At 64.7% G+C, this 24,329-nt stretch carries 23 protein-coding genes, 1 pseudogene and 1 riboswitch; of the genes and pseudogenes, 12 read left to right on the forward strand and 12 right to left on the reverse strand.

What is annotated here, in order from left to right; all coding sequences use genetic code 11:
* The first annotated feature begins 122 nt into the window (after positions 1 to 122).
* The 4 genes from MTX23_RS06930 (at position 123) to MTX23_RS06945 (ending at position 3,947) form a co-directional block, all read left to right on the forward strand.
* Positions 123 to 1,202, forward strand: a complete 1,080-nt coding sequence (locus tag MTX23_RS06930) for a branched-chain amino acid aminotransferase (RefSeq protein WP_280975878.1) — start codon at positions 123 to 125, stop codon at positions 1,200 to 1,202.
* Between the two features lie 243 nt (positions 1,203 to 1,445).
* Complete coding sequence (gene hisS, locus MTX23_RS06935) at positions 1,446 to 2,993, forward strand: histidine--tRNA ligase (protein WP_280975879.1); 1,548 nt, start codon at positions 1,446 to 1,448, stop codon at positions 2,991 to 2,993.
* Between the two features lie 118 nt (positions 2,994 to 3,111).
* On the forward strand, positions 3,112 to 3,315 hold the full coding sequence (locus tag MTX23_RS06940; protein ID WP_280975880.1) for a tautomerase family protein: 204 nt from the start codon (positions 3,112 to 3,114) through the stop codon (positions 3,313 to 3,315).
* 221 nt (positions 3,316 to 3,536) lie between these two features.
* Positions 3,537 to 3,947 (forward strand): hotdog domain-containing protein, encoded by a 411-nt coding sequence (locus MTX23_RS06945; protein ID WP_280975881.1) that lies wholly within the window; start codon positions 3,537 to 3,539, stop codon positions 3,945 to 3,947.
* Between the two features lie 200 nt (positions 3,948 to 4,147).
* On the opposite strand, the gene proC is transcribed toward MTX23_RS06945, so the two are convergent.
* Positions 4,148 to 4,981, reverse strand: coding sequence for a pyrroline-5-carboxylate reductase (gene proC, locus MTX23_RS06950; protein WP_280975882.1), 834 nt, complete (start codon positions 4,979 to 4,981; stop codon positions 4,148 to 4,150).
* A 151-nt stretch (positions 4,982 to 5,132) separates the two neighbouring features.
* Here proC and MTX23_RS06955 point away from each other — a divergent pair.
* Positions 5,133 to 5,893, forward strand: a pseudogene (locus MTX23_RS06955) (IS5 family transposase).
* Positions 5,894 to 6,106: 213 nt separating this feature from the next.
* Here the strand turns inward: MTX23_RS06955 and MTX23_RS06960 are convergent.
* Positions 6,107 to 6,607: a YbjN domain-containing protein gene (locus MTX23_RS06960; protein ID WP_280975883.1), complete on the reverse strand. Its 501-nt coding sequence runs from the start codon at positions 6,605 to 6,607 to the stop codon at positions 6,107 to 6,109.
* Between the two features lie 444 nt (positions 6,608 to 7,051).
* A riboswitch (FMN riboswitch) is annotated at positions 7,052 to 7,203 on the forward strand.
* A 78-nt stretch (positions 7,204 to 7,281) separates the two neighbouring features.
* Between MTX23_RS06960 and MTX23_RS06965 the strand changes: the two genes are divergently transcribed.
* Positions 7,282 to 7,848 carry a 6,7-dimethyl-8-ribityllumazine synthase gene (locus MTX23_RS06965; protein WP_280975884.1) on the forward strand — a complete coding sequence of 189 codons (567 nt, stop codon included), beginning with the start codon at positions 7,282 to 7,284 and terminating at the stop codon, positions 7,846 to 7,848.
* A 123-nt stretch (positions 7,849 to 7,971) separates the two neighbouring features.
* Positions 7,972 to 8,778 carry an SDR family oxidoreductase gene (locus MTX23_RS06970; protein WP_280975885.1) on the forward strand — a complete coding sequence of 269 codons (807 nt, stop codon included), beginning with the start codon at positions 7,972 to 7,974 and terminating at the stop codon, positions 8,776 to 8,778.
* Between the two features lie 82 nt (positions 8,779 to 8,860).
* Here the strand turns inward: MTX23_RS06970 and MTX23_RS06975 are convergent, their stop codons facing one another.
* The 6 genes from MTX23_RS06975 to MTX23_RS07000 form a co-directional block, all read right to left on the reverse strand.
* Entirely contained in the window at positions 8,861 to 9,814 is a 954-nt protein-coding gene (locus MTX23_RS06975; protein ID WP_280975886.1) for a ribose-phosphate pyrophosphokinase, read from the reverse strand.
* A gap of 169 nt (positions 9,815 to 9,983) precedes the next feature.
* On the reverse strand, positions 9,984 to 10,607 hold the full coding sequence (locus tag MTX23_RS06980) for a hypothetical protein (RefSeq protein ID WP_280975887.1): 624 nt from the start codon (positions 10,605 to 10,607) through the stop codon (positions 9,984 to 9,986).
* 217 nt (positions 10,608 to 10,824) lie between these two features.
* A complete protein-coding gene (gene pgeF, locus MTX23_RS06985; RefSeq protein WP_280975888.1) occupies positions 10,825 to 11,595 on the reverse strand; it encodes a peptidoglycan editing factor PgeF in 771 nt (256 codons plus the stop codon).
* Entirely contained in the window at positions 11,592 to 12,713 is a 1,122-nt protein-coding gene (locus MTX23_RS06990) for an SAM-dependent methyltransferase (protein ID WP_280975889.1), read from the reverse strand. The genes pgeF and MTX23_RS06990 overlap by 4 nt, the downstream gene beginning before the upstream one ends.
* A 9-nt stretch (positions 12,714 to 12,722) precedes the next feature.
* Positions 12,723 to 13,565 carry a prolipoprotein diacylglyceryl transferase gene (lgt, locus tag MTX23_RS06995; RefSeq protein WP_280975890.1) on the reverse strand — a complete coding sequence of 281 codons (843 nt, stop codon included), beginning with the start codon at positions 13,563 to 13,565 and terminating at the stop codon, positions 12,723 to 12,725.
* Positions 13,566 to 13,580: 15 nt separating this feature from the next.
* Entirely contained in the window at positions 13,581 to 14,315 is a 735-nt protein-coding gene (locus tag MTX23_RS07000) for a dienelactone hydrolase family protein (RefSeq protein ID WP_280975891.1), read from the reverse strand.
* A gap of 180 nt (positions 14,316 to 14,495) precedes the next feature.
* On the opposite strand from MTX23_RS07000, the gene MTX23_RS07005 reads away from it, so the two are divergent.
* From MTX23_RS07005 to ychF, 4 genes are all read left to right on the forward strand, one after another.
* Positions 14,496 to 14,765 (forward strand): accessory factor UbiK family protein, encoded by a 270-nt coding sequence (locus tag MTX23_RS07005; protein WP_280975892.1) that lies wholly within the window; start codon positions 14,496 to 14,498, stop codon positions 14,763 to 14,765.
* Positions 14,766 to 15,039: 274 nt separating this feature from the next.
* Positions 15,040 to 15,756, forward strand: a complete 717-nt coding sequence (locus MTX23_RS07010) for a 50S ribosomal protein L25/general stress protein Ctc (RefSeq protein ID WP_280975893.1) — start codon at positions 15,040 to 15,042, stop codon at positions 15,754 to 15,756.
* Between the two features lie 55 nt (positions 15,757 to 15,811).
* Positions 15,812 to 16,417, forward strand: a complete 606-nt coding sequence (gene pth, locus MTX23_RS07015; RefSeq protein ID WP_280975894.1) for an aminoacyl-tRNA hydrolase — start codon at positions 15,812 to 15,814, stop codon at positions 16,415 to 16,417.
* 132 nt (positions 16,418 to 16,549) lie between these two features.
* Positions 16,550 to 17,647 (forward strand): redox-regulated ATPase YchF, encoded by a 1,098-nt coding sequence (gene ychF, locus MTX23_RS07020; RefSeq protein WP_280975895.1) that lies wholly within the window; start codon positions 16,550 to 16,552, stop codon positions 17,645 to 17,647.
* Between the two features lie 305 nt (positions 17,648 to 17,952).
* On the opposite strand, the gene MTX23_RS07025 is transcribed toward ychF, so the two are convergent.
* Positions 17,953 to 18,228 carry a metal-sensitive transcriptional regulator gene (locus tag MTX23_RS07025; protein ID WP_280977990.1) on the reverse strand — a complete coding sequence of 92 codons (276 nt, stop codon included), beginning with the start codon at positions 18,226 to 18,228 and terminating at the stop codon, positions 17,953 to 17,955.
* Positions 18,229 to 18,294: 66 nt separating this feature from the next.
* Here MTX23_RS07025 and MTX23_RS07030 point away from each other — a divergent pair, with 66 nt between their 5' ends.
* Positions 18,295 to 20,691, forward strand: coding sequence for a heavy metal translocating P-type ATPase (locus MTX23_RS07030; protein WP_280975896.1), 2,397 nt, complete (start codon positions 18,295 to 18,297; stop codon positions 20,689 to 20,691).
* Positions 20,692 to 20,857: 166 nt separating this feature from the next.
* Here the strand turns inward: MTX23_RS07030 and MTX23_RS07035 are convergent, their stop codons facing one another.
* The 3 genes from MTX23_RS07035 to trxB form a co-directional block, all read right to left on the reverse strand.
* A complete protein-coding gene (locus tag MTX23_RS07035) occupies positions 20,858 to 21,775 on the reverse strand; it encodes a 4-hydroxy-tetrahydrodipicolinate synthase (protein ID WP_280975897.1) in 918 nt (305 codons plus the stop codon).
* A gap of 561 nt (positions 21,776 to 22,336) precedes the next feature.
* Positions 22,337 to 23,260 (reverse strand): LysR family transcriptional regulator, encoded by a 924-nt coding sequence (locus MTX23_RS07040; RefSeq protein ID WP_280975898.1) that lies wholly within the window; start codon positions 23,258 to 23,260, stop codon positions 22,337 to 22,339.
* A gap of 2 nt (positions 23,261 to 23,262) precedes the next feature.
* Positions 23,263 to 24,228 carry a thioredoxin-disulfide reductase gene (trxB, locus tag MTX23_RS07045; RefSeq protein ID WP_280975899.1) on the reverse strand — a complete coding sequence of 322 codons (966 nt, stop codon included), beginning with the start codon at positions 24,226 to 24,228 and terminating at the stop codon, positions 23,263 to 23,265.
* Positions 24,229 to 24,329 lie beyond the last annotated feature (101 nt).

The following is a 24,329-nucleotide window of genomic DNA, read 5'->3' on the forward strand; positions in this document are numbered from 1 at the left end:
TTGGCGCCGGAAGCCGGCTTAAGGCTGGCGAGGGTGGAGTCCGGACCAACCAAGCCAGCAGGCCCCGGGGAAACAGGCCGGCGCCAGACATCGCGCCCATTGCGAGAGCGGAAAGCAACAAAATGAGTTTGAAATTCGAAATCCAGCCGACGGCGAACCCGACCCCCGACAAGGAGCGCGCGGCCAAGCTCGTGGATCCGGGCTTCGGCCGGGTTTTCACCGATCATATGGCCATCGTCCGCTACAATCAGGCGAAAGGCTGGCATGGCGCGCGTGTCGAAGCCCGCGCGAATTTTCCGCTCGATCCGGCCGGCGCGGTCCTGCACTACGCACAGGAGATTTTCGAAGGTCTCAAGGCCTACAAGCGCGACGACGGCGGCGTGAACCTGTTTCGGCCCGACGCCAATGCGCGACGCTTCCACGATTCGGCCGAGCGCATGGCGATGGCGCCGCTGCCGGAGCCGGTGTTTATCGAAGCGGTCGAGCAGCTCGTGAGGATCGACCGGGCCTGGATCCCGGGCGGCGAGGGCAGCCTTTATCTGCGGCCCTTCATGATCGCGAGCGAGATCTTCCTCGGCGTGAAGCCGTCGGCCGAGTACATCTTCGCGGTCATCGCCTCTCCGGTCGGCTCCTATTTCAAGGGTGGGCCCGCACCGGTGTCGATCTGGGTTTCCGAGAACTACACCCGCGCTGCGATCGGCGGCACCGGCGCCGTCAAATGCGGCGGCAATTACGCCGCGAGCCTGCGCGCGCAAGCCGAGGCGATCGATCGCGGCTGCGATCAGGTCGTGTTCCTCGACGCGGTCGAGCGCCGCTATATCGAGGAACTCGGCGGCATGAACATCTTCTTCGTGTTCGACGACGGCTCGCTCTCGACGCCGCCGCTCGGCACGATCCTGCCCGGCATCACCCGCGATTCGATCATCGCGCTCGCCAGGGATGCCGGCACGCGCGTGCGCGAGGAGCCCTATACGATCCAGCAGTGGCGCGCGGACGCCGCCAGCGGCAAGCTGAAGGAAGCCTTCGCCTGCGGCACCGCGGCCGTGATCTCGCCGATCGGCAAGGTGTGCTCGGCGAGCGGGGATTTCCAGATCAACGGCGGCGTGGCGGGTCCGGCCGCCATGGGGCTGCGCAAGAAGCTGGTCGACATCCAGTACGGTCGCACCAACGACCCGCATAATTGGATCAGAAACGTCGCGTAACTGGCGGTTTGGCGTGAGGCAGACACGCTCTCTCACGCCCTCGCCCGCTCTTGCGGGGAGAGGGTGGGGTGAGGGCAAGATCTGCAGCGGGACTCGCCGTGAGCCTCCTTTCCCCGAATTCAAACGGGCTTGAATTCCGGCCTCTCGCCGCAAGCGGGGCGAGCAGCCGGATGCCTTGCTCCGCGCCGCCTCGGCTGATAACCCGGCTGTAGGTCAATACTGACTTACAGCCGACGTTAAGACATGGCCGAGAAACCCAAAAAACCGCAGAAACTGAAGGCGCGGCTGCCGCGCGGGCTGGAGGATCGTGGCCCGGCCGCGATCAATGCGACGCGGCAGATGGTCGAGAAGATCCGCACCGTCTACGAACTCTATGGCTTCGAGCCGGTGGAAACGCCGGCGATGGAATACACCGACGCGCTCGGCAAGTTCCTGCCCGACCAGGACCGTCCCAACGAGGGCGTGTTCTCGTTCCAGGACGACGACGAGCAGTGGATCTCGCTGCGGTATGACCTCACCGCGCCGCTCGCGCGCTATGTCGCGGAAAACTTCGATCACCTGCCAAAGCCGTATCGCTCCTATCGCTTCGGCTACGTGTTCCGCAACGAGAAGCCCGGTCCCGGCCGCTTCCGCCAGTTCATGCAGTTCGACGCCGACACGGTCGGTTCGGCGACGCCGGCCGCCGATGCCGAAATCTGCATGATGGCCGCCGACACGATGGAGGCGCTCGGGATTCCGCGCGGCTCTTATGTGGTGAAGGTCAACAATCGCAAGGTGCTTGATGGGTTGATGGAGAGCATTGGTCTCGGCGGTGATAACAATGCGGCGAAGCGACTAACGGTGCTGCGCGCGATCGACAAGTTGGACAAATTTCCGGTCGAAGAGGTCGAGAAGCTACTTGGTCCCGGTCGGTGGGACGGCGGTGAAGAAGGAAAGGGGGACTTCACGGCAGGTGCCGGACTCGACTCTCGCGGAATATGGCGCGTGATCAATTTCACCGGCTGGAAAGGCGATCCCTCGTCTGGCTCTAAGAGTGAACTTGGTTCGAACGAGGTTACAATTGCAAACTTCGAAAAAGCAGTGGCAGGGAACGCGCTGGGGCAGGAGGGAATTGCCGAGCTAGCGCAAATAAAAGAACTGATCGGCGCGGCTGGCTATGGCGAAGACAGGATCATGATCGATCCCTCCGTCGTCCGCGGTCTCGAATACTACACCGGCCCGGTCTACGAGGTTGAGCTGCTGCTCGACACCAAGGACGAGAAGGGCCGTCCGGTGCGGTTCGGCTCGGTCGGAGGCGGCGGCCGCTACGATGGTCTCGTCTCGCGCTTCCGCGGCGAGCCGGTACCCGCGACCGGCTTCTCGATCGGCGTGTCGCGCCTGCAGGCCGCGCTGACGATGCTCGGCAAGCTTGATGCGCGTGCCGAGTTCGGTCCGGTGGTCGTCACCGTGTTCGACCGCGACCGCGTCGCCGACTATCAGAAGATGGTCGCGCAGCTGCGCAGTGCGAACATCCGCGCCGAGCTCTATCTCGGCAATCCGAAGAACATGGGCAACCAGCTCAAATATGCCGATCGCCGCAACTCGCCCTGCGTCATCATCCAAGGCTCGGACGAGAAGGCGCGCGGTGAAGTGCAGATCAAGGATCTGATCGAGGGCGCCAAGGCCGCGGCCGCCATCGCCTCCAACCAGGAATGGCGCGAAGCGCGGCCTGCGCAGTTCTCCTGCACGGAGGCCGATCTGGTCGCCAAGGTCCGTGAGGTCCTGGCGCGGCATGACGTGACGTGGGGATAGCCATTCGCTCGCGACGTCACGTCCGGCCTTGTGCCTGATGTCCACGTCTTGTTTGATGCAAGGTGACGTGGATGGCCGGGACAAGCCCAGCCATGACGAAGACAAAAGGGAGAGCACAATGCCTGAGATCACCGTCAGCATGGCCGCCGGCCGCACCGAAGAGCAGAAGCTCGGCATGATGCGCGATATCACGCAGGCGCTGGTGAAGAACCTCGGCATCGATGCGGAAGCGGTCGTGATCCAGATCAACGAAGCGCCGCTGCATCACAAGATGAAGGGCGGCAAGTCCTTCGTCGAGCGCGCTGCCGCAGCGAAGAAGTGATGCGCCAGAGCATGATCCGGAAAAGTGGAAGCAGGTTTCCCGGAAAGATCATGCTCCAACAACGAGCGTCATTCCGGGGCAGCCCGCGAGAGCTGACCCCGGAGTCCCGATCCGCAATCCCCAGATTTCCCCATGCATCCGAGGTTCACGCTTCCGTCTTCGCTCGTTGAGCTACGGCGGACAAGTCGCTCGGCCGGGACGACATCCGTCTAGAGGCATCAATGGACGCACGCGACTTCATCAAGATCGGCATGACCGCCGAGCGCATGCTCGTCGTGCCACCGGAGCGCACGGTCGGGCACTTCGTGCCTGATATGCCGATGGTCTATGCGACGCCGATGATGATCCTGGAGATGGAGATGGCATCGGGCGACGCCATCCGTGACGTGTTGCAGCCCGGCTGGGTCACCGTCGGCACCGAGGTCGACATCCGGCATCTCGCGGCAGCCCTCGTGGGCGCCACGGTGCGGACCACGGCAAGGGTGATCACGGTCGAGCGCCGCGTGATCCGCTTCGAGGTCGAAGCCTTCGAAGGCACGCGCAAGCTCGGCGAAGGCCGCCATGCCCGCGGCCTGATCAACGTCGGGAATTTCAACCGAAGGCTTGCCGGAACGCCGGGCCAAGCGCAGTAGCTCGGCACAGGACCGCTCGCACTGTCCGCCCTGCAAACTTGTCATGCGCGGGCCTGACCCGAGCATCCATCAACGAAGAAGCTCTCCGTGCGAGATGGATTGCCGGGTCCCGTCTACGCCAGGGCTCCGACGAGGCCAACGGTCTCGGGCGCGCCGAAGCCTTGGCGAAGGCGGCAAGCCCGGCAATGACGGAGGATGCGTTACTTCGCCAATTCCTTCGAACGCTTGGTCGCTGCGGCGATGGCGCGGGTCATCAGCGGCTGCATCCCGTCCTTGGCCATCAGCACTTCGAGCGCCGCGGCCGTGGTGCCGCCGGGCGAGGTGACATTCTGACGCAAGGTCGCGGACGGCAGGTCCGAGCGATGCAGCAGCTCGCCGGAGCCTGCGACAGTCGCCCGCGCCAGCGTGGTTGCGAGTTGCTCCGGCAGGCCGGCCGCGACGCCGGCGCGGGCCAGCTCTTCGGCCAGCAGGAACACATAAGCCGGGCCGGAGCCGGAGACCGCGGTCACCGCATCCATCAGGCTTTCATCCTCCACCCATTCGACGAGCCCGGTCGCCTGCAGCAACGCGTTCGCCGTGGCGCGCTGTGCGGCGGTCACATTCTTCGCCGGCACCGCGACCGTGATGCCGCGGCCGATCGCCGCCGGCGTGTTCGGCATCGCGCGCACCACCGCGCCGCCGCAGACCTCGTCCAGCGCCGAGATCGTTGTGCCGGCCATGATCGAGACCACCAATGTCGAGGGGTCGACGATCGCCTTGAGCGCGGCTCCGGCCTCGCGGAACGACTGCGGCTTTACCGCGACGACGAGCGTATCGACCGCACCGACATCCTGAGCCTTCGGGTTGAGGCGGACGCCCTGCGCGGCAAGTGCGGAAATCTCAGGCGAAAGATGCGGGTCGATCACCACGACCCGCTCCGGCGCGAGCCCTTGCGCGAGCCAGCCGGTCAGCATCGCCCCGCCCATCTTGCCCGCGCCCGCAAGCGCGATGGTGCCGGTGGTGTTCTTCAATGCGCTGCTTGTGTTCACGGGCATCTCCACCAACTCTATATTGTCCCGGCGAAAGCCAGGACTCCCGCGCGGGCGCCCTGCGCTCGTCGCGATACCACAGGCGGTTCTAGGGTCTGTACCTAATTAGCGATTTCTGATTCCCTCGCGTTGGATTGATTCGGCACGGGGGAGTTAGGTGCGCAAGGGGCTGTTCTGGCTGAACGACAAGCAGTGGGCTCAGATTAAGCCGCATCTGCCAACGAACCAGACTGGCCCGGCGCGCGATGACGATCGACGCATTATCAGCGGTATCATTCACATGCTTCAGTGCGGCGCACGCTGGCGCGATTGTCCGCCCGACTATGGTCCTTACACGACGATCTACAATCGCTTTAATCGCTGGGCCAAGCGCGGACATTGGCAGGCGATCTTTGAAGCGCTCGCCCGCTGCGGAAAGGATGGCGTGACTTTGTCCATCGATTCCACCTCGATCAAAGCGCATCGCTCGGCGAGCGGCGGAAAAGGGGGGAGCATGAACAGGCGATCGGCTCCTCGCGCGGCGGGCGGACCACGAAAATCCACGCGCTGAGCGACCCTGATTGCAGACCTTGCGCATTTCATCTCACTCCAGGCCAGGACGCAGATATTGCCGCCGCGCCGGCCCTTTTGGAACTCGCGCCACCCATGTCTGCCCTCATCGGCGACAAAGGATACGACGGCGACGGCTTTCGCGCCGAAATCGTCGATCGTGGTGCCAAGCCCGTCATTCCAAACAAATCCAACAGGGTCATCCTCCACAGCTTCAACAAACGCGCCTATAAGGGACGCAACGTCATCGAGCGCTGTTTCTGCCGCCTCAAGGACTTCAGGCGTGTCGCAACTCGCTACGACAAACTTGCCAGAAACTTCTTGGCTGCCGTGCACCTCGCCGCCATCGTCGCCTATTGGATCAATTGAGTCTGAACCCTAGTGAAGCGCAGGAAGGGCGACAAGCACCCAAATGTCAGTGCCGGGCTTGCTGCCTTCGCCAAGGCTTTCGCGCGCCTGAGCCTGTTGGCCTCGTCGGAGCCCTGGCGTAGACGGGACCCGGCAATCCATCGCCGCGGAAGGCTCTTGCTGGATGGATGCGCGGGTCAAGCCCGCGCATGACGACCAAATCCGCAGAGAAGCTTACGCCTCGCCTTCGGTATCGAACATCGCGGCCGACATCGCCTCGGCCGCCGACTTGCCGGCCCAGACCACGAACTGGAACGCCGGGTAGTAGCGCTCGCAGGCCTGGATCGCGTTGACCAGCATGCTCTCGCATTGCGAAGCGGACGCGGTGAGGCCGCCGGGCAGCACCAGCGCCTGACGATGCATGATCATGCCGGTGTGGGTCCACTGGTCGAAATGGCCGACCCACAATTGCTCGTTGATCGCGGCGATCAGCCGTTGCACCTCGGCGCGCCGCGCTTGCGGAATCTTCATGTCGAAGGCGCAGGCGAGATGCAGCGCCTCGATCTCACCCATCCAGGTGAAGGAGAGCTGATAGTCGATCCAGTCGCCCTTGGAGACGATCGTCACCTCGTCGTCGCCGGAACGCTCGAACGCCCAGTTGTTGTCAGTGGCGATATCCTCGACCACCGCAAGCGGATTGCTCCGGGAATCGATAATGCCTTCGAGGAGGGACATACCGTCTCGACCCTTGTTCTTATGATCTGTTGATACGCACACGGAAGCCGGCAAGCGCGACAAACTGCGTCGTGGCCGAGTGCAGCTCCTGAAATGGGCTTCCGGATGCCCCTGGACCTGACGCGAATGAAGTGATGTGATTTGCGGAATCCGCGCAACCGCACGCCGAGTCCGTCCACAGCCAAAGCGCGCCTCGTCCACAGCTGATCGCGATCGCATCTGTAAAATTGAGAACAAATCGGAATCGAAGCGGGCTGGTAACGAATTGTTAACCATCTGCTTGTGCTTCGCCGCGCCGCTGAATCGGGCGCCCGGCGACCTCAAATGTGGCCGGAAGACGCGCAACGCGCTCATGGGGACATCCAATTCCCCATGTCGAAGCATCTTGCCCGCCTGTCGCGTATTGGTCATATTTGCTGCCAGGCATGTCCATCCCGGGCGTGCCGATGTTCTCAGGGCGGGGTGGAAATCCCCACCGGCGGTAAGGGCGATCAGCCCAAGCCCGCGAGCGCCTTCCTCCTGAACTGGGGGAAGGGTCAGCAGATTCGGTGCAATTCCGAAGCCGACGGTTACAGTCCGGATGAAAGAGAACGGTTGCGGCAGCCCGCACGGATTCGCGTGGGGCTCTTGTCGTTGTCCGTGTGCCCTGATTCTGGTCCTGAAAGAGGAAAGCCATGAATCAGATGTTGCAAGACGCTGACGTCCAAACCTCCCAAGCAGATATCGCTCCCGAAACGCCGGCGGCTCCGCCGGAGCCAGAACATCCGCGCTTCGCAAAGCCGCAACGTGTCGCCTTCGTGCAGGCCAGCTGGCATCGCGAAGTGGTGGACGAGTGCCGCATCTCCTTTCTGAAGGAGATCGAGGCGCGCCACATCACCAATGTTGATGTGTTTGAGGTGCCAGGCTCGTTCGAGATCCCGCTGCATGCGCAGATCCTGGCGAAGACGCGCCGCTACACCGCGATCGTCGCCGCCGGGCTCGTCGTCGATGGCGGCATCTATCGCCATGAGTTCGTCGCCGACACGGTAATCAAGGCATTGATGGAGGTGCAGCTCCGCACCGAGGTGCCGGTGTTCTCCGCGGTTCTGACGCCGCAGCAATTCCACGAGACCGAAGTGCATCAGGATTTCTTCCGCCGGCATTTTGTCATCAAGGGCATCGAGGCCGCGGAAGCCTGCGCCAACACGCTGCTCAGCCTCGAGCGGCTGCGCGGCCAGGTCGCGGCGGGGATCGCGGGCTAGCTAGCACCTAGGCTGCGCCAGATCAGGCGCAAACGCGATTCCGGCATGCGTCCCGGGATCGCGCACGCCTGTCACGCGTTCGGTTATGCTTTCGGGCATAAACCAAATGTACGGGAGGCGCCCATGAGTGAACACCATTCGTCCGACTGGCTCGGCCTGTCGGGCCGCGTTGCCGTCGTCACCGGAGGAGGCGGCGGCATCGGCCGCGCCACTGCGGTCAGTTTTGCCTGTGCGGGCGTCAAGGTTGCGGCGCTCGATCGCGACGAGCGCGGGCTCGAAGAAACCAAGGCAAGGCTGCGTGAGTTCGGCGACGGTCACCTTGTCGCAAGCTGCGACACCACGAGTGCGGAGAGCGTCGCGTCGGCTGCAGCGACGATCGAGCGCGTGCTCGGTCCTTGCGCCATTCTCGTCAACGCTGCTGCCGTACTGCGCCCCGGCGGGCTCGATACGCTGCCGCTTGCGGAATGGAACGCGGTGCTTGCGGTCAACCTCACGGGCTATTTCATCTGCGCGCAAGCGTTCGGCCGTCAGATGCGACAAGCCGGCCATGGCAGCATCATCCATGTTGCTTCGATCGCCGCCAGCAACGCGCAGGAGCAGAGCGGCGCCTACAGCGTCAGCAAGGCCGCCGTCGTCATGCTGTCGCAGCAGCTCGCCGCTGAATGGGGCCCGCACGGCATCCGCAGCAACGTCGTCAGCCCGGGTCTCGTGGTCACGCCGATGAGCCAGGCCTTCTACGATACGCCTGGCGTCACCGAGCGCCGCAGCGCGGCGGTGCCGATGCGACGGATCGGCGCGCCGCAGGACATGGCGGACGCGATCCTGTTCCTGGCAAGCGACCGATCGTCCTATGTGAACGGGGAGGAGATCATCGTCGATGGCGGTTATGTGCGGACGCTGATGAGCCACGTTCCGCGGCCGGGGTTTTGAATGCGGCCGCGCAGCCTTCGCAACAACAACCGTTGACAGTTAAAGGTCCCGGCGCGTGGCCGGGACGACGGCGAAAATTGGACTAATCGAACAGGCTCGAGACCGACTCTTCCGCCGCGGTGCGGCCGATCGCTTCGGCGATCAGTCCGGCGATCGAGATCGTGCGGATGTTCGGCGCCTTGTTGACAGCCTCCGTCGGCAGGATCGAGTCGGTGATGACCAGTTCCTTCAGCCGCGACGAGGCGATGCGCGCGGCGGCGCCGCCGGATAGCACGCCGTGGGTGATGTAGGCCGAGACCTCCTTGGCACCGTGGGCGATCAGCGCCTCGGCCGCGTTCACCAGCGTGCCGCCGGAGTCCACGATGTCGTCGACCAGGATGCAATTGTAGCCGGCGACGTCGCCGATCACGTTCATCACCTCGGATTCACCGGGACGCTCGCGACGCTTGTCGACGATCGCGAGCGGAGTGTTGATACGCTTGGCGAGCCCGCGTGCGCGCGCCACGCCGCCGACATCAGGCGACACCACCATCACCTTGGCGAGGTCGAAGCGGTCGCGGATGTCGCGCACCATCAAGGGCGCGGCGAAGAGATTGTCGGTCGGGATATCGAAGAAGCCCTGGATCTGGCCGGCATGCAGGTCGAGCGTCATGACGCGGTCGACGCCGGCGCGCGAGATCAGGTTGGCGACGAGCTTGGCCGAGATCGGGGTGCGCGAGCCGGACTTGCGGTCCTGCCGGGCGTAGCCGAAATACGGCACCACCGCGGTGATGCGGCGCGCCGAGGCTCGGCGCAGCGCGTCGGTGATGATCAGCAACTCCATCAGGTTGTCGTTGGCCGGAAACGACGTCGACTGCAGGATGAACATGTCCGAGCCGCGGATGTTCTCCTGGATCTCGACGAAGATCTCCATATCGGCGAAACGCCGAACCACGGCCTTGGTCAGTTCGATGCCAAGTCCCTTGGCGATGTCTTGCGCCAGCGCAGGATTGGAGTTGCCGGCGACGAGCTTGATTGATCCGTTTTTTGCCGACATCGATGCTTCCCCCCGCGGCTTGCTGGATACGACGTTCAGCATCTCAAGTCCCTATAGAACCGGCGGGTTTTCGGTGCGCGAGGGAATATCAGGCAGGCGCCTTGGCTGGCAACCCATTCACGCCGTTTTCCCGGACCAAAAATGGCTATTTTCCGGGAAACCACGGGCTTTAGTTAGCGGAATATCCGAGTGCCACGGTCTCGGATGCGGCCGGCACCGGAGCGCTGGCGACCGCGGCCCCGCGCAGGTCCGGCGCCTGGCCGGGTGCGGGCGCCGGGCCGTCCGCCGGGCCACCATTGATCATACCGGAGAGGCCGCTCAGGCCGGCCTGGGCAATCTTGCGCAGGACCAGGTCGTCGGCCGACGCCCAGGCATCGCGGCCGGCTTTGCCGGCGGGCTCCTCGCCGGAAAGCCGGAGCGTGCGTTGCTGGTTGCTGTCGTAGACGTCCCAGACCCACGCGATCATGGTGCGGCCCCGCACCACCTGCGCCGCCAAATAGCTACGCACGCGATAGGCGGCAGTGCCTTCACGCGACACGATCGACAGGCTGCGGAGCTTGGACTCGCTGTCGAGTACGCTCACCATGCGATCGAACACCTGCGGTGGCGGGCCGTCGATCGATTCGAACGCGACGGTCGCGCCGCTGCCTGTGCTGGCCATGGCATAGGCATCGGCCGCGCCGCCGCCATTGGCGCAACCGCCAAGCGTGCAGGCGACCGCAAGCCACGTGGCAGCAATCGCGGCACGCACCGCTGTCCCAGTTTGAAACTGGCTTTTTGACGCTTCCCTCATTGGGCCCTGCGATATCGTTAAAACGCCTTAACGTCTAGGGCAGGGAGGGCACAGCCCTTAACCGATTCGACGAGTGAAGCGCTGCAGGACAGGATCGAATTCCTTGGTCGGTCAGAGGATTCGCACCGCGCACGTCCTGCAGAAGTTGACGGCCCTGGCTGGGTGCCGACGCTGTACGGGAACGAAACCGGCGAAATTGACGTGCTGTATGGACTCTCTACTCGCGCGTCAGCGCGATGGCATGAACGTGCCGGCCGTAATCGCCTTCCTTGCGATGCACGGAGCGACGGTAGCTGAAAAAGCGTTCGTCGGAATAGGTGTCGATGCCGAGGTCGTCGATCATCAGCACGCCGGCGTTCTCCAGTCGCATGCGGATGAAGCCAGCGAGATCGAACATCGCATGGCCGTCGCGTTCGCCCGGAATGAAGAACATGCCGTTCTCGGCGTCGGCCTCGATGAAGCGTTCGACGAATTCGCCGCCGACCTCGTAGGACTCCTGGCGGATCAGCGGACCGATCGCCGCGACGATGCCGGCGCGGTCGGCGCCGAGCTTCTCCATCGCGTCGATGGTGGATTCCAGAATGCCGGTCAGCGCGCCCTTCCAGCCGGCATGCGCCGCGCCGATCACCCGCGCATTGGGATCGACGAACAGGATCGGCCCGCAGTCGGCCGCCGTGACACTGATCGCGAGGCCTTCGGTCCGCGTGACGAGCGCGTCCGCCTTCGGACGCGCGGCGCCGTCCCAGGGACCGGTCGCGACCACGACGTCGGGCGAGTGGGTCTGGTGCACGCTGAGGAAATGGAGGAGCGGCACGCCCAGTTGCTCGGCCATCCGCCGCCGGTTCTCGGCGACGCGGGCAGGGTCATCGCGCGAGCCGAGGCCGCCATTGAGAGCGGCATAGATGCCCTCGGAGACGCCGCCCTCGCGCGAGAAGAAGGCGTGACGCAGGCCCGGAACGGCCGACAGCAGCGGTGATCCCAATGTCATGACTCTTCGGCCTCGTCAGGCAGATCGCTCAGCCCGGCGATCGAGGTGATGCGTGGATCGGAGATCGCCATCGCCTTGAACATAGAGCCCATGCCGCCGCGGCCGGAGTCGGTCAGGCGCCTGAGCGCGCCCGCGATGTCGGCGGAGACCTCCGGTGTCGCTTTCGCCATCAGGCCGGCGGCGCGGGCCTCGATACCGAGGCGCTTGAGGAAATCGCCCTGCGTCACCGGTCCGTGCACGCGCGCGCCGACATCCTCCGCGGCGTGCGCCAGCGCCTGAAAATCGACATGCGCGGTCACGTCGGCCTCTCCCGGGTTCTTCAGCGGGTCGGCGAAGCTGTGGCGCGCGATCGCCTGGAAGGTGTCGCCGGCGTCGCTGCGCAGATGGCCGTAGTCGATGATTAGCGCGGCACCGTCCTGGTCGCGTACCCGCGTTGCCAGTTTCATGATCTCGGTGTCGGGTCGCCACTCGAACACTGCGCCGAGCGGCGCGGCGCGCACCAGCGGCGGCAGCAGCACCTCGAAGTGCGGCGTCGGCTCAGCAGCGGCGCTGAAATACAGCCGGTCATTGGCATCGATCCCGACCGTGCGTTCGTGCCAGCCGGTCTCGCGCCGGACCATCTGATGGATCGGCAGCACGTCGAAATACTCGTTGGCGAGGATCACGGCCGGACCTTCCGGCACGTCGTCGATACTCGCGTGCCAGGTGATGTCGCGCACACCCGACAGCGTCGCCTGCTGTTTTTGGCGCAGCATCGGGTTAACTTCCACAAGGTGGATGCTCAGCGACTGGTAGAGCGGCGGCAGCACGCGGAGCGCACGCAGCGCATCCGACATCATGGTGCCGCGGCCGGGGCCGAGCTCGACCAGCCGCAGCATCGACGGCGAGCCCATCGCCTTCCAGATCGAAGCGCTCCACAGGCCGAGCAGCTCGCCGAACATCTGGCTGACTTCCGGCGACGTAGTGAAATCGCCGTCGCGTCCGAGCGGATCGCGCGACAGGTAGTAGCCGTGCTGCGGATGCATCAGGCACAATTCCATGTAGCGCCAGACCGGCATCGGCCCGGATAATTTGATCAGCTTCTTGATCTCGCCCAGCAGCGGGGAAACGTCGCTCACGGAGGTCCTTTAGATCGAATCCGGCGCCGGCCCCTTCGGCTTGCGGCGCGCGGAAGCCACGATGATGATAGCGCCGACAATAATCATTGGCACCGACAGCAGCATGCCCATGGTTAGTCCGCCCCACAGGAATCCGAGCTGCGGGTCGGGCTCTCGGAAAAACTCGCCGGTGATTCGGGCAAAACCGTAGAGCGCGATGAAGCTGCCGAGGATCAGGCCGGGCCGCTTCAGCGCGCCCATCCGGATCATGATGGCCAGCACGGTGAACAGCAGGATGCCTTCAAGGCCGGCCTCGTAGAGCTGGCTCGGATGGCGCGGCAACGGCCCGCCGTTGGGAAAGATCATGGCCCAGGGCAGGCTCGGGTCGGCGGGGCGGCCCCACAATTCACTGTTGATGAAATTGGCGAGCCGTCCGAGGAACAGGCCGATCGGTGCGACCGCGGTGGTGATGTCGCCAAGCGACGGGATCGAGACGTTGTTGCTGCGGGCAAACAGGATCACCGCTGCGACGCAGCCGAGGAAGCCGCCGTGGAACGACATGCCGCCCTTCCACAGTTCGAAGATTTCCGCGGGATGGGCGATGAAGAACGGCAGATTGTAGAACAGCACGTAGCCGGTGCGGCCGCCGACAATGATGCCGATGGTGACCCAGAGGATGAAATCGTCGAGCTGCGGCAGCGTAATCGGCGCCGGCCCGCCCCACAGCCGCTCCTTCTTGATCAGCGAGCGGGCATAGATCCAGCCGAGCACTATGCCGACGATATAGGCCAGCGCGTACCAGCGGATCACGACAGGCCCAAGCGAGATCGCGACGGGGTTGAAGACCGGGAAGTCGATCAGCAGGAACGGCATCGTGCGTCTTGAGGCTCAGCTCACGAGGTTGCGGCGATAGAGGGCAAGCAGCCGCTCCCAGTGGCGTTCGGCGGCGTCGCGGTCATAGACCGGGCGCTTGGGGAACGCAAAGCCGTGATGCGTGCCGGGATAGATCTCGACCTCGTTGTTGGATCCCTTCATGCCCGCCTTCACCTGCTCGATGATCTCCTGGGGCGCGTAGATGTCGGTCTCGGCGCAGGCAAAATAGAGTTCGGCCCTGGTCTTCGCTGCGGCGAGGTGCGGGCTGTCCGGCTGGTCGGTCGCCAGATGCGTGCCGTAGATCGAGGCTGCGGCCTTGACCCGGTCGGGGAAATGCGTCGCGGCGTTCACCGCGTAGCGGCCGCTCATGCAGTAGCCCACGGTGCCGACGATCCGGGTGTTCGCGGCGTTCTGCGTCTCGGCATAGGCGAGCAGCGCCTTGGTGTCTTCCATGACCAGCGGAATATTGATGGAGTTCATGTATCCGAACATGCGCTTGCGCTCGGGCGCCTCGGGGTCCGGCGGTATCGGGCCGAGCTCCATCACGCCCGACCGGTAGTAGAGATTGGGCAGCATCACGTAGTAATCCGAGGTGCCGAGCCGGCGCGCCATGTCGCGCAACTCCTCGCGGATCGCCGGCGCATCCATGTAGAAGATCACGACGGGAAACGGTCCACCGCGCTCGGGATGGGTGATGAAGGTCGTGGTCTTGCCGTCCTTGGTTTCGATATCGACCGTGTGCTCGATCATGGCACTTCTGCTCGCGTTGGGATTTGCGATTTCTGTTGTGGGTTCAATACGATTGCAAGGAAACCGGAGCATGACAAGGCAAGCCGCAGGGAGCCTGCCATTCGCTCCGGACTTGAACCTGTTAGCGCGGAACGCCATTGTCTTCGGCGCGAGGTTAGCTGAACGCGGAGAGCTTGCGAGATGACCCAGACCACCAACCGGTTTTTCGACGAGATCGGCCGTCTGATGAACGATGCCGCCGGCGCGGCCCAGGGCGTCAAGCGCGAGGTCGATTCGGTCATGCGCAACCAGGCCGAACGCATCCTGCGCGACCTCGACCTGGTCAGGCGCGAGGAATTCGACGCGCTCAAGGACATGGCCCGCCTGGCGCGCGAGGAGAACGAGGCGCTGAAGGCAAGGATCGCCGCGCTGGAGGCCAAGCTCGGGGTGTCGCCGGGCACGACGGGCTGACGCATGCTGCCGCTCTGTAGTCCGGATGGAGCGAAGCGAAGTCCGGGGTGACTGGCGGCGAGGGGCCCGGATTGCGCTGCGCTCCATCCGGACGACGTTCGGTTGCCTTAGGGGAGTGCGAGCAAGAAAATTTCCTTCATTTCCTTGTCATTTCGCGGCTTTGAGGCTAAAAGCCGCCCACGTCTGCGGCCCCCGCACCCCTGGAGGCTTGCTGTGGACCTGAGCATGGGCCGCGCTGCGGCCTTTAACTTTTTAAATACAAGGACTTAACGCTATGGCGACCGTCAAGGAATTGAAGGCGACCGCGCGTCCGAAGAGCGGCAAGGGGGCCGCCCGGGCAGAGCGTCGCGCCGGGAGAGTTCCCGGAGTGATCTACGGCAACAACCAGCCCCCCGTGACCATCTCGGTCGAGAACCGCGAACTGCGCCAGCGCATTCTCGCGGGCCGGTTCCTGACCACGATCCTGGACATCGATCTCGAGGGCAAGAAGCACCGCGTGATTCCGCGCGACTTCCATCTCGATCCGGTGAAGGACTTCCCGATCCATGTCGACTTCATGCGACTCGGCGAAGGCGCCACCATCCGCGTCAGCGTGCCGCTGCATGTCGTGAACGCGGAAACCGCTCCTGGCATCAAGCGCGGCGGAACCGTCAACATCGTCACCCACGCGCTCGATCTCGAGTGCTCGGTCGACAACATTCCGCAGTACATCGAGGCCGACGTCGGCAGCCTCGAGATCAGCCACTCGCTGCATCTCTCCGAGATCAAGCTGCCCACGGGCGTGAAGTCGCTGGCCCGCGAGGATGCGACGCTGGTCACCATCGTGCCGCCGTCCGGTTACGCCGAAGAGCAGAAGGCCGCGGCTGCGGCGGCTGCCAGTGGAACCGCTGCTCCGGCCGCGGGTGCTGCGGCGGCTCCGGCCGCTGGTGCGGCGGCTCCGGCTGCGGGTGCTGCGGCTCCGGCCGCAGGTGGCGGCGACAAGAAGAAGTAATCGATCAGGTCGGCGCGCGATCATCTGATGGCGCGCCGGCACGGGATGCCGCGCCATGCGCCTCTTTGTCGGTCTCGGTAATCCCGGCGCGAAATACGCCAGCAACCGGCACAATATCGGGTTCCTGGCGGTCGACGAGATTGCGCGGCGTCATGGTTTCGCACCATGGCGCCGTCGCTTTCAGGCCGAAGCCTCCGAAGGCGTGCTGGACCGCGCGAAGGTCGTGCTGTTGAAGCCGACCACCTACATGAACGAGTCCGGGCGCGCGGTGCAGGAGGCGGCGAGCTTCTTCAAGCTTGCATCCAGCGACGTCACCGTATTCCAGGACGAACTCGAACTGCCACCGGGCAAGCTGCGCGTGAAGATCGGCGGCGGGATCGCCGGGCACAATGGGCTGCGCTCGATCTCCGCGCATATCGGAAACGAGTATCGCCGCGTGCGGCTCGGGATCGGTCATCCCGGCGTCAAGGAGCTGGTGCACCACCACGTGCTGTCGGACTTCGCCAAGAGCGACCGGCCGTGGGTCGAGGCGTTGTGCGCGGCGATTGCCGACAACGCCGGCCTGCTGGCGATGGGGCACGATGCGTCGTTCGCCAACAAGGTGCATCTGACGATGCAGGCCAAGGGATTTTTCGACACCAAGGAAGAGGGTACGAAGTAGACCCTCGTCATCGCCGGGCTTGACCCCGCGATCCATTTTTCAAGTGGGATGGATACGCGGATCAAGCCCCCGTATGACGACCTCACTCAATTCAACCGCGCAGCGCGAGCGCGCGAGATATCGGGACGAATAATGGGATTCAAATGCGGGATCGTCGGGCTGCCTAACGTCGGCAAGTCGACGCTGTTCAACGCGCTGACCGAGACGGCGGCGGCGCAGGCGGCGAACTATCCGTTCTGCACCATCGAGCCGAATGTCGGCGAGGTGGCGGTGCCCGATCCGCGGCTGGAGAAGCTCGCGGCGGTCGCCAAATCCGCGCAGATCATCCCGACCCGGCTGACCTTCGTCGATATCGCCGGGCTTGTCCGCGGGGCCTCCAAGGGCGAAGGGCTCGGCAACCAGTTCCTTGCCAACATCCGCGAGGTCGATGCGATCGCGCATGTGGTGCGCTGCTTCGAGGATTCCGACATCACCCACGTCGAGGGCAAGATCGCGCCGCTCGCAGACATCGAGACCATCGAGACCGAGCTGATGCTTGCCGATCTCGACAGCCTGGAGAAGCGCGTCGACAATCTCTCGAAGAAGGCCAAGGGCAACGACAAGGACGCCAAGGAACAGCTCGAGCTGGTCAACCGCGCGCTGGTGCTGCTGCGCGACGGCAAGCCGGCCCGTGCGCTGGAGCGCAAACCGGAGGAGGAGCGCGCCTTCCGCATGCTCGGGCTCTTGACGTCGAAGCCCGTGCTTTACGTCTGCAATGTCGAGGAAGGCTCCGCCAAGGACGGCAACAATTTCTCCAAGGCGGTGTTCGAGCGCGCCAAGGAAGAGGGCGCCGTTGCGGTTGTCATCTCCGCCAAGATCGAGTCCGAGATCGCGACGCTGTCGCGTGAGGAGCGCGCCGACTTCCTGGAGACGCTGGGCCTCGAAGAGGCCGGGCTCGATCGCCTGATCCGCGCCGGCTACAAGCTGCTCGATCTCATCACCTATTTCACCGTCGGGCCGAAGGAGGCTCGCGCCTGGACCATCGACCGCGGCACCAAGGCCCCTGCGGCGGCCGGCGTGATCCATACCGACTTCGAGAAGGGTTTCATCCGCGCCGAGACCATCGCCTATGACGACTACATCGCAGGCAATGGCGAAGCCGGTGCGCGCGACGCCGGCAAGCTGCGGCTCGAGGGCAAGGATTATGCCGTCGCCGACGGCGACGTCATGCACTTCCGCTTCAATACCTGACCGCGAACTCTTCCGGCTGACACGCTTCTTCTCCCTCTCCCGCTTGCGGGAGAGGTCAATCGCATAGCCGGTGTGCTGCGCGTTCGATGTCTGTGATTGGTTGGTCTACCCACAAACTCGTCATGCCCGGGCTTGTCCCGGGCATCCACGTCTTTGGTTTTCCATGTGAAGAAAGACGTGGATGGCCGAGACAAGCCCGGCCATGACGATGTGGAAACGTCAGCCTCGGAGCCCGCCGATATGCGATAGCCCCGCGTTTGCGGAAGAGGTGAGGCGGACTCGGGGCTAGTTGTCCGCTTCCTGATTCACCGGTCCGCGCGGCCGATCACATCCATCAGCTCGGCGATCTTGCGCCGCTGGTCGGCCTTGTCGCCGGACGAGATCGCATGTTCCACGCAATGGGCGACATGATCGCGCAGGATCTCCTCCTCGACGCGGCGCAACGCCGCGCGTGCGGCGCCGATCTGCGTCACCACGTCGATGCAGTAGCGGTCTTCCTCGACCATGCCGGCGAGGCCCCGGATCTGACCTTCGATCCGTCTGAGCCTTTTTAAGCAGGATGCCTTGATCTCTTCCCTCATAGGCGTCATATACCCCCATAGGGTATATAAATCAAGAGGCCGGGAACACCGGCCGGGAAGAGTTTCGTGGCACACGCAGAACACGACCATTCACGCATGGATCATCACCACCATCACGGCGCGGCCGGACATTCCTGCTGCAGCGGCCAGCACGGGCACGGCGACAAGCCGGACGAGGCGGCCCTCGCGATCGATCCGGTCTGCGGCATGAAGGTCAATCCGGCGACCGCCAAGCACCGCTTCAGCTACAAGGGACAGGACTACTTCTTCTGCAGCGGCCGCTGCCGCGAGCGCTTCGAGGCCGAGCCGGAGAAGTTCCTGAAGCCGCGCGAGCCCGAGCCGCCTGCGCCCGCGGGCGCGATCTACACATGCCCGATGCATCCGGAGGTGCGTCAGGTCGGTCCCGGCAGTTGCCCGATTTGCGGCATGGCGCTCGAGGCGGAGCAGGTCTCGCTCGACGACGGACCCGATCCGGAATTGATCGACATGACCAGGCGCTTCTGGATCGGGCTGGCGCTCACGGTGCCCGTGTTCGTGCTCGAGATGGGAAGTCATCTCGGGCTGATGCATCTGGTGCCTCAGACCTGGTCGAACTGGATCTCGTTCGTGCTGGCGACGCCCGTGGTGCTGTGGGCCGGCGCGCCGTTCTTCGTGCGCGGCTGGCAGTCGCTGGTCACGCGCAATCTCAACATGTTCACGCTGATCGCGATGGGCACCGGCGTCGCCTATCTCTACAGCGTCGTCGCCACCTTGGCGCCGCAGCTGTTCCCGCCGACCTTCCGCGACATGCATGGCGCGGTCGCGGTTTACTTCGAGGCAGCCGCCGTCATCACCGTGCTGGTCCTGCTCGGTCAGGTGCTGGAGCTGCGCGCCCGCGCGCGGACCTCGGGCGCGATCCGCGCGCTGCTCGGCCTTGCGCCGAAGACCGCGCGGCGCATCACCGATCACGGCGATGAGGATGTCGCGATCGACGAGATCAAGGTCGGCGATCGCCTGCGTGTACGACCCGGTGAGAAGATCCCGGTCGACGGCGTCGTCATCGAGGGCAGGGCGGTGATCGATGAGTCGATGGTCACCGGCGAATCGATGCCGGTCACGAAGGCCGAGGGCGACAATGTGATCGGCGGCACCGTCAACCAGAGCGGCGGCCTCGTGATGCGCGCCGAGAAGATCGGCCGCGACACCATGCTGTCGCGCATCGTCGATATGGTAGCGAAGGCGCAGCGCTCGCGCGCGCCGATTCAGCGGCTCGCCGACCGTGTCGCTGGCTGGTTCGTGCCGGCGGTGATAGCCGCGGCCGCGCTCGCCTTCATCGCCTGGACGAGCTTCGGGCCGGAGCCGCGCCTGACCTTTGCGCTGGTCGCCGCCGTCACGGTGCTGATCATCGCCTGCCCCTGCGCGCTTGGGCTCGCGACACCGATGTCGATCATGGTCGGCGTCGGCCGCGGCGCGCATTCCGGCATCCTGATCCGCGATGCGCAGGCACTGGAGCGGATGGAGGCCATCGATACGCTCGTCATCGACAAGACCGGTACACTCACCGAGGGCAAGCCGAAGGTCGCGCGGATTATTCCCGCCGACGGCTTCGACGAGAGCGGCCTGTTGCGCCTTGCGGCGAGCGTCGAGCAGGGCAGCGAGCATCCGTTGGCGCAGGCGATCATCGCCGAGGCGGCGCAGCGCAAGATCGGGCTCGTCGCAATCAGCGATTTTGCCTCACCCTCCGGCAAGGGGGCGACGGCCACGGTCGGCGGCAGGCAGGTTGCGCTCGGCAATGCCATGCTGATGGGCGAACTCAAGGTTGCGACGTCGACGCTGGACCAAGCCGCCGAGACCGCGCGCCGGGGCGGCGCGACCGCGATCTATGTCGCGGTCGATGGCCGCGCCGCCGGCGTGATCGCAATCGCCGATCCGGTCAAGGCGTCGGCGACGAGCGCGCTGCAGGCGCTGCGCTCCGACGGCCTGCGCATCGTGATGCTGACTGGCGACAACGAGACCACGGCGCGCGCGGTCGCGCGCACGCTGGGCATCGACGAGGTCGAGGCCGGCGTTCTGCCGGAGCGCAAGAGCGAGGTCGTGCAGCGGCTGCGCGGCGAGGGCCGCACGGTCGCGATGGCGGGCGACGGCATCAATGACGCACCGGCACTGGCGGCGGCCGACGTCGGCATCGCCATGGGCGGCGGCACCGACGTCGCGATCGAGAGCGCCGGCATCACGCTGTTGACCGGCGACCTGATGGGCCTCGTTCGCGCGCGGCGGCTGTCCGTCGCGACCATGCGCAACATCCGCCAGAACCTGGCGTTCGCCTTCGTGTACAACTCAGCGGGCGTGCCGATCGCGGCCGGCGTGCTCTACCCGCTGTTCGGCATCCTGCTGTCGCCGATGGTTGGCGCCGCGGCGATGGCGCTGTCCTCGGTCAGTGTCATCGGCAACGCGCTGCGCCTGGCGAGAACGAAGCTCGATTGAGCTGCCCTTTACCTCGCCCCGCGTGCGCGGGGAGAGGTCGGCGCACATCGTGAGATGCGATCCGGGCGAGTGGGAGCCTCCGCGAGTCCATCTCCCGCCATTGTTGCGAAGTCAGCCCTCACCCCAACCCTCTCCCCGCAAGAGCGGGGAGAGGGAGAACTGGCAGCTACGCGCTCTGCAGCACGCGTGGCGCGCGGCATTCGATCTCGGCGTCGAGCAAGGTCGCGAGGTCCACGCTCACCTCGACCATCGGCAGCCGCACCTCGGGGCTGTCGATCAATCCCGTCCGCCACAGCCAGTGCTTGGCCGGCGCCGGGCTCGGCTCGGCGAATAACAGCTTGGTCAGGCCGGCGACGCTCTGCCAGGCGGCCAGCGCCGCATCGCGGTTGCCCAGCTTCAGCAGCGTTCTGATTGAGGCGAAGGTTGCGGTCTGAAGATGCGCCGATAGTAAAATCGCGCCATCGGCGCCATCGGAGAGCGCGTCGAATGTCTGCGGGTCCTCTCCGGTCAGCACGCGGAAGTCCGCCGGCCGCCGGTTGAGGAAGTCGATCGTCTGCGCGCGGTCGGCGCAGCAATCCTTCATGCCGACGATGTTGGGATGCTGGGCGAGCGTCAGCAGCGTCTCGTTGGTCAGGTTCACCGCCGTGCGGTAGGGGATGTTGTAGAGCACGATCGGCGAGGCGGTGTGGTCGGCGAGCGCGGTGAAGTGCTGCAACAGCCCGCGCTGCGATGGGCGCGTGTAGTACGGACTCGCGATCAGATAGCCGCCGATTGGCCAGTCGGCGGTGTCGTCGAGCGCATCCTTCATCCTGGCGGTGCTGGCGCCGGACAGTCCAAGGCAGACCGGCAAATGGCGGGAGCTGGCACTGAGCTCGTCGAGCACCACGCTGACCAGGCTCTCCAGCTCGTCCGTGCTGAGCGACATGCCTTCACCGGAGGTTGCACCGAGGATGAGGCCGTCGACGGGGCCGCTGGCGTAGTGCCGCACGAGGCGGCGCAACGATATGACGTCGAGTTCGCCGTCGCGAAATGGCGTGATCAGCGGCAGCCAGAGGCCCTGCAATTGCTGTTGTAGATCGGTCATGGTCCATCTCCTTGAGAGGGCAAAGCCGGAGACGGGACCAACAAGAAACCCCGTCCAGGCGGCGGGGTTTCGGGATCGTTCAAATGCGAGATGATCTTATCGCGCGCGATCTCGTGTCCCCGGGAGGGGATCTTTTTTCGACGACAGAACAGCGCACGAAGTCGTAATCATCGAACAATGATGCTGCGCCGCGTGCTTGTTGTCAATGCGCGTGTTGACTGTGACGTGCGGCGCACGGAAAGGACGTAAAGCGCATGAGCGCGACGCACAGCACCGACATCACGCATCGATGAAAAGAAAAAAAGCCGGGCTCGATAGAGCCCGGCTTGAGGTATTGGCCACGTGAGGCCGACACAATCACCTTCCAAGAGGGATTACTGAACTTCCGCGCCACTGGAGGAGGGGGACATATGCGCAACGCGAACGCTCAGCGTGCAAACACTATGATCCTCATCGGCACCATGCAGCAACCGTCGAGGTCGCATGTCAGACATGCGGAGACTTAGGGGGCGTCTCAGGCAGCGCGAAGCCCTATAACTAAAGCGTATAAGGGCCGCTTAATCAGGACGGCCAGCGCTGCGCCTTGCTGACCACGAAGTCGCGGAACACCTGCACCCGCGCCACCGTCTTCAACTCTTCCGGATAGACGAAGTAGGTGTCGAGCGCGATCGAGTCGGACTCGCCGAACAGTTGCACGAGACGGCTGTCCTCCTCGACCAGATAGTCCGGCAGCGCGGCGATGCCGAGCCCCTGCTGGCAGGCGCGCACCAAGCCCAGGATATTGTTGACCTTGAAGAAGGGCTCGCGCGGTCCGGAGCCGTTGCGCCCGGCATCGATCAGCCAGCTGCGGTTCTGCAAGTGCGGCAGCACCTGGGCGTCGCCGAGCATGATGATGCGGTGCTGGTCGAGATCATCGAGCGTTCGCGGCGTGCCGAAGCGCTTGATGTATTCCGGCGAGCAATAGGCGTGGAAGCCGATCGAGAACAGCTTGCGCTGGATCAGGTCCGGCTGCGTCGGCTTGCGGGTGCGGATCGCGACGTCGGCTTCGCGCATCGACAGATCGAGATCCTCGTCGGTGACGATCAACGAGACCCGGATATCCGGATAGAGCGCGGTGAACTCGTCAAGCCGCGGGATCAGCCAGTTGATGCCGAGCCCTTGTGGCGTCGTGATCTTGAGGTCGCCACTCGGCCGCTCGCGGCTGTCGGTGAGTTTTGCGCGCGCCGCCTGCAGCTGCATGAAGACGTCATGCGCGGTGCGGAAGAGCAGGTCGCCCTGCTCGGTGAGGATCAGGCCGCGGGCGTGGCGGTGAAACAGCGAGACCGCCAGCTCCTGCTCGAGCGCGCTGACCTGGCGGGAGACCGCCGATTGCGAAAGCCCAAGCTGCTCACCGGCATGCGTGAAGCTGCCCGCTTCCGCCGCAGCGTGAAAGACCTTCAGCTTGTCCCAGTCCATATCCGTAAATCCGTCGCGAGATCGTGCCATGATTATTCCGCCGCAGCGCGATCGCTCGCGCGAAGTGCCAGGAAGCGTTCCGCCTCGAGCGCCGCCATGCAGCCGAGGCCGGCGGCGGTGACCGCCTGCCGATAGGTTTCATCCGCCACGTCGCCGGCGGCGAACAGGCCGGGGACGGAGGTCGCCGTCGAGTTCGGCGCCACTTCGACATAGCCTGACGGTTTCAGCTTGATCTGGCCTTTGACCAATTCGGTCGCCGGCGCGTGACCGATCGCGATGAAGACTCCGTCGGTGCGCAGCTCCGTCAGCGCACGTGTCTTGACGTTCTTCAGCCGCACATGGGTGACCTTGCTCGGGTTCTCGGACCCGCAGATCTCGTCGATGGTGGAGTCCCACACCACCTTGATCTTGGGGTGCTTGAACAGCCGTTCCTGCAGGATGCGCTCGGCGCGGAAATGATCGCGGCGATGCACGATGGTGACCTGGGAGGCGTGATTGGTCAGGAACAGAGCTTCCTCGACCGCGGTGTTGCCGCCGCCGACCACCACGACTTCCTTGCCCCGATAGAAGAAGCCGTCGCAGGTCGCGCAGGCCGAGACGCCAAACCCCTTGAACTTCTCTTCCGACGGAAGCCCGAGCCAGCGGGCCTGGGCGCCGGTGGCGAGCACCACGGTTTCGGCGAGATAGACGTCGCCGGAGTCGCACGTCAGGCGGAACGGCCGTTGGCCGAGTTCCAGCCTGTTGACGTGGTCGGTGACGATCTTGGTGCCGACATGGGCTGCCTGCTTCTCCATCTGCTCCATCAGCCAGGGGCCCTGGATGACGTCAGCGAAGCCCGGATAGTTCTCCACGTCGGTGGTAATGGTGAGCTGCCCGCCCGGCTGGATGCCCTGGATCAGCACCGGCTCAAGCATTGCGCGTGCTGCGTAGATCGCTGCGGTGTACGCGGCGGGGCCGGACCCGATGATGACGATCTTGGCGTGAACAGGCGCGGGCATTAGCAGATCCCTCTCTTCTGGGGACTTTGGTCAGGACTTGTGTGGGAAGCGCCCCGGAAAGACGTCGCGGCGGCACCAAAAGTGTCAAATCCAAGTCTAGG

It is taken from the genome of Bradyrhizobium sp. ISRA436 (assembly GCF_029910015.1).
GTDB lineage: Bacteria > Pseudomonadota > Alphaproteobacteria > Rhizobiales > Xanthobacteraceae > Bradyrhizobium.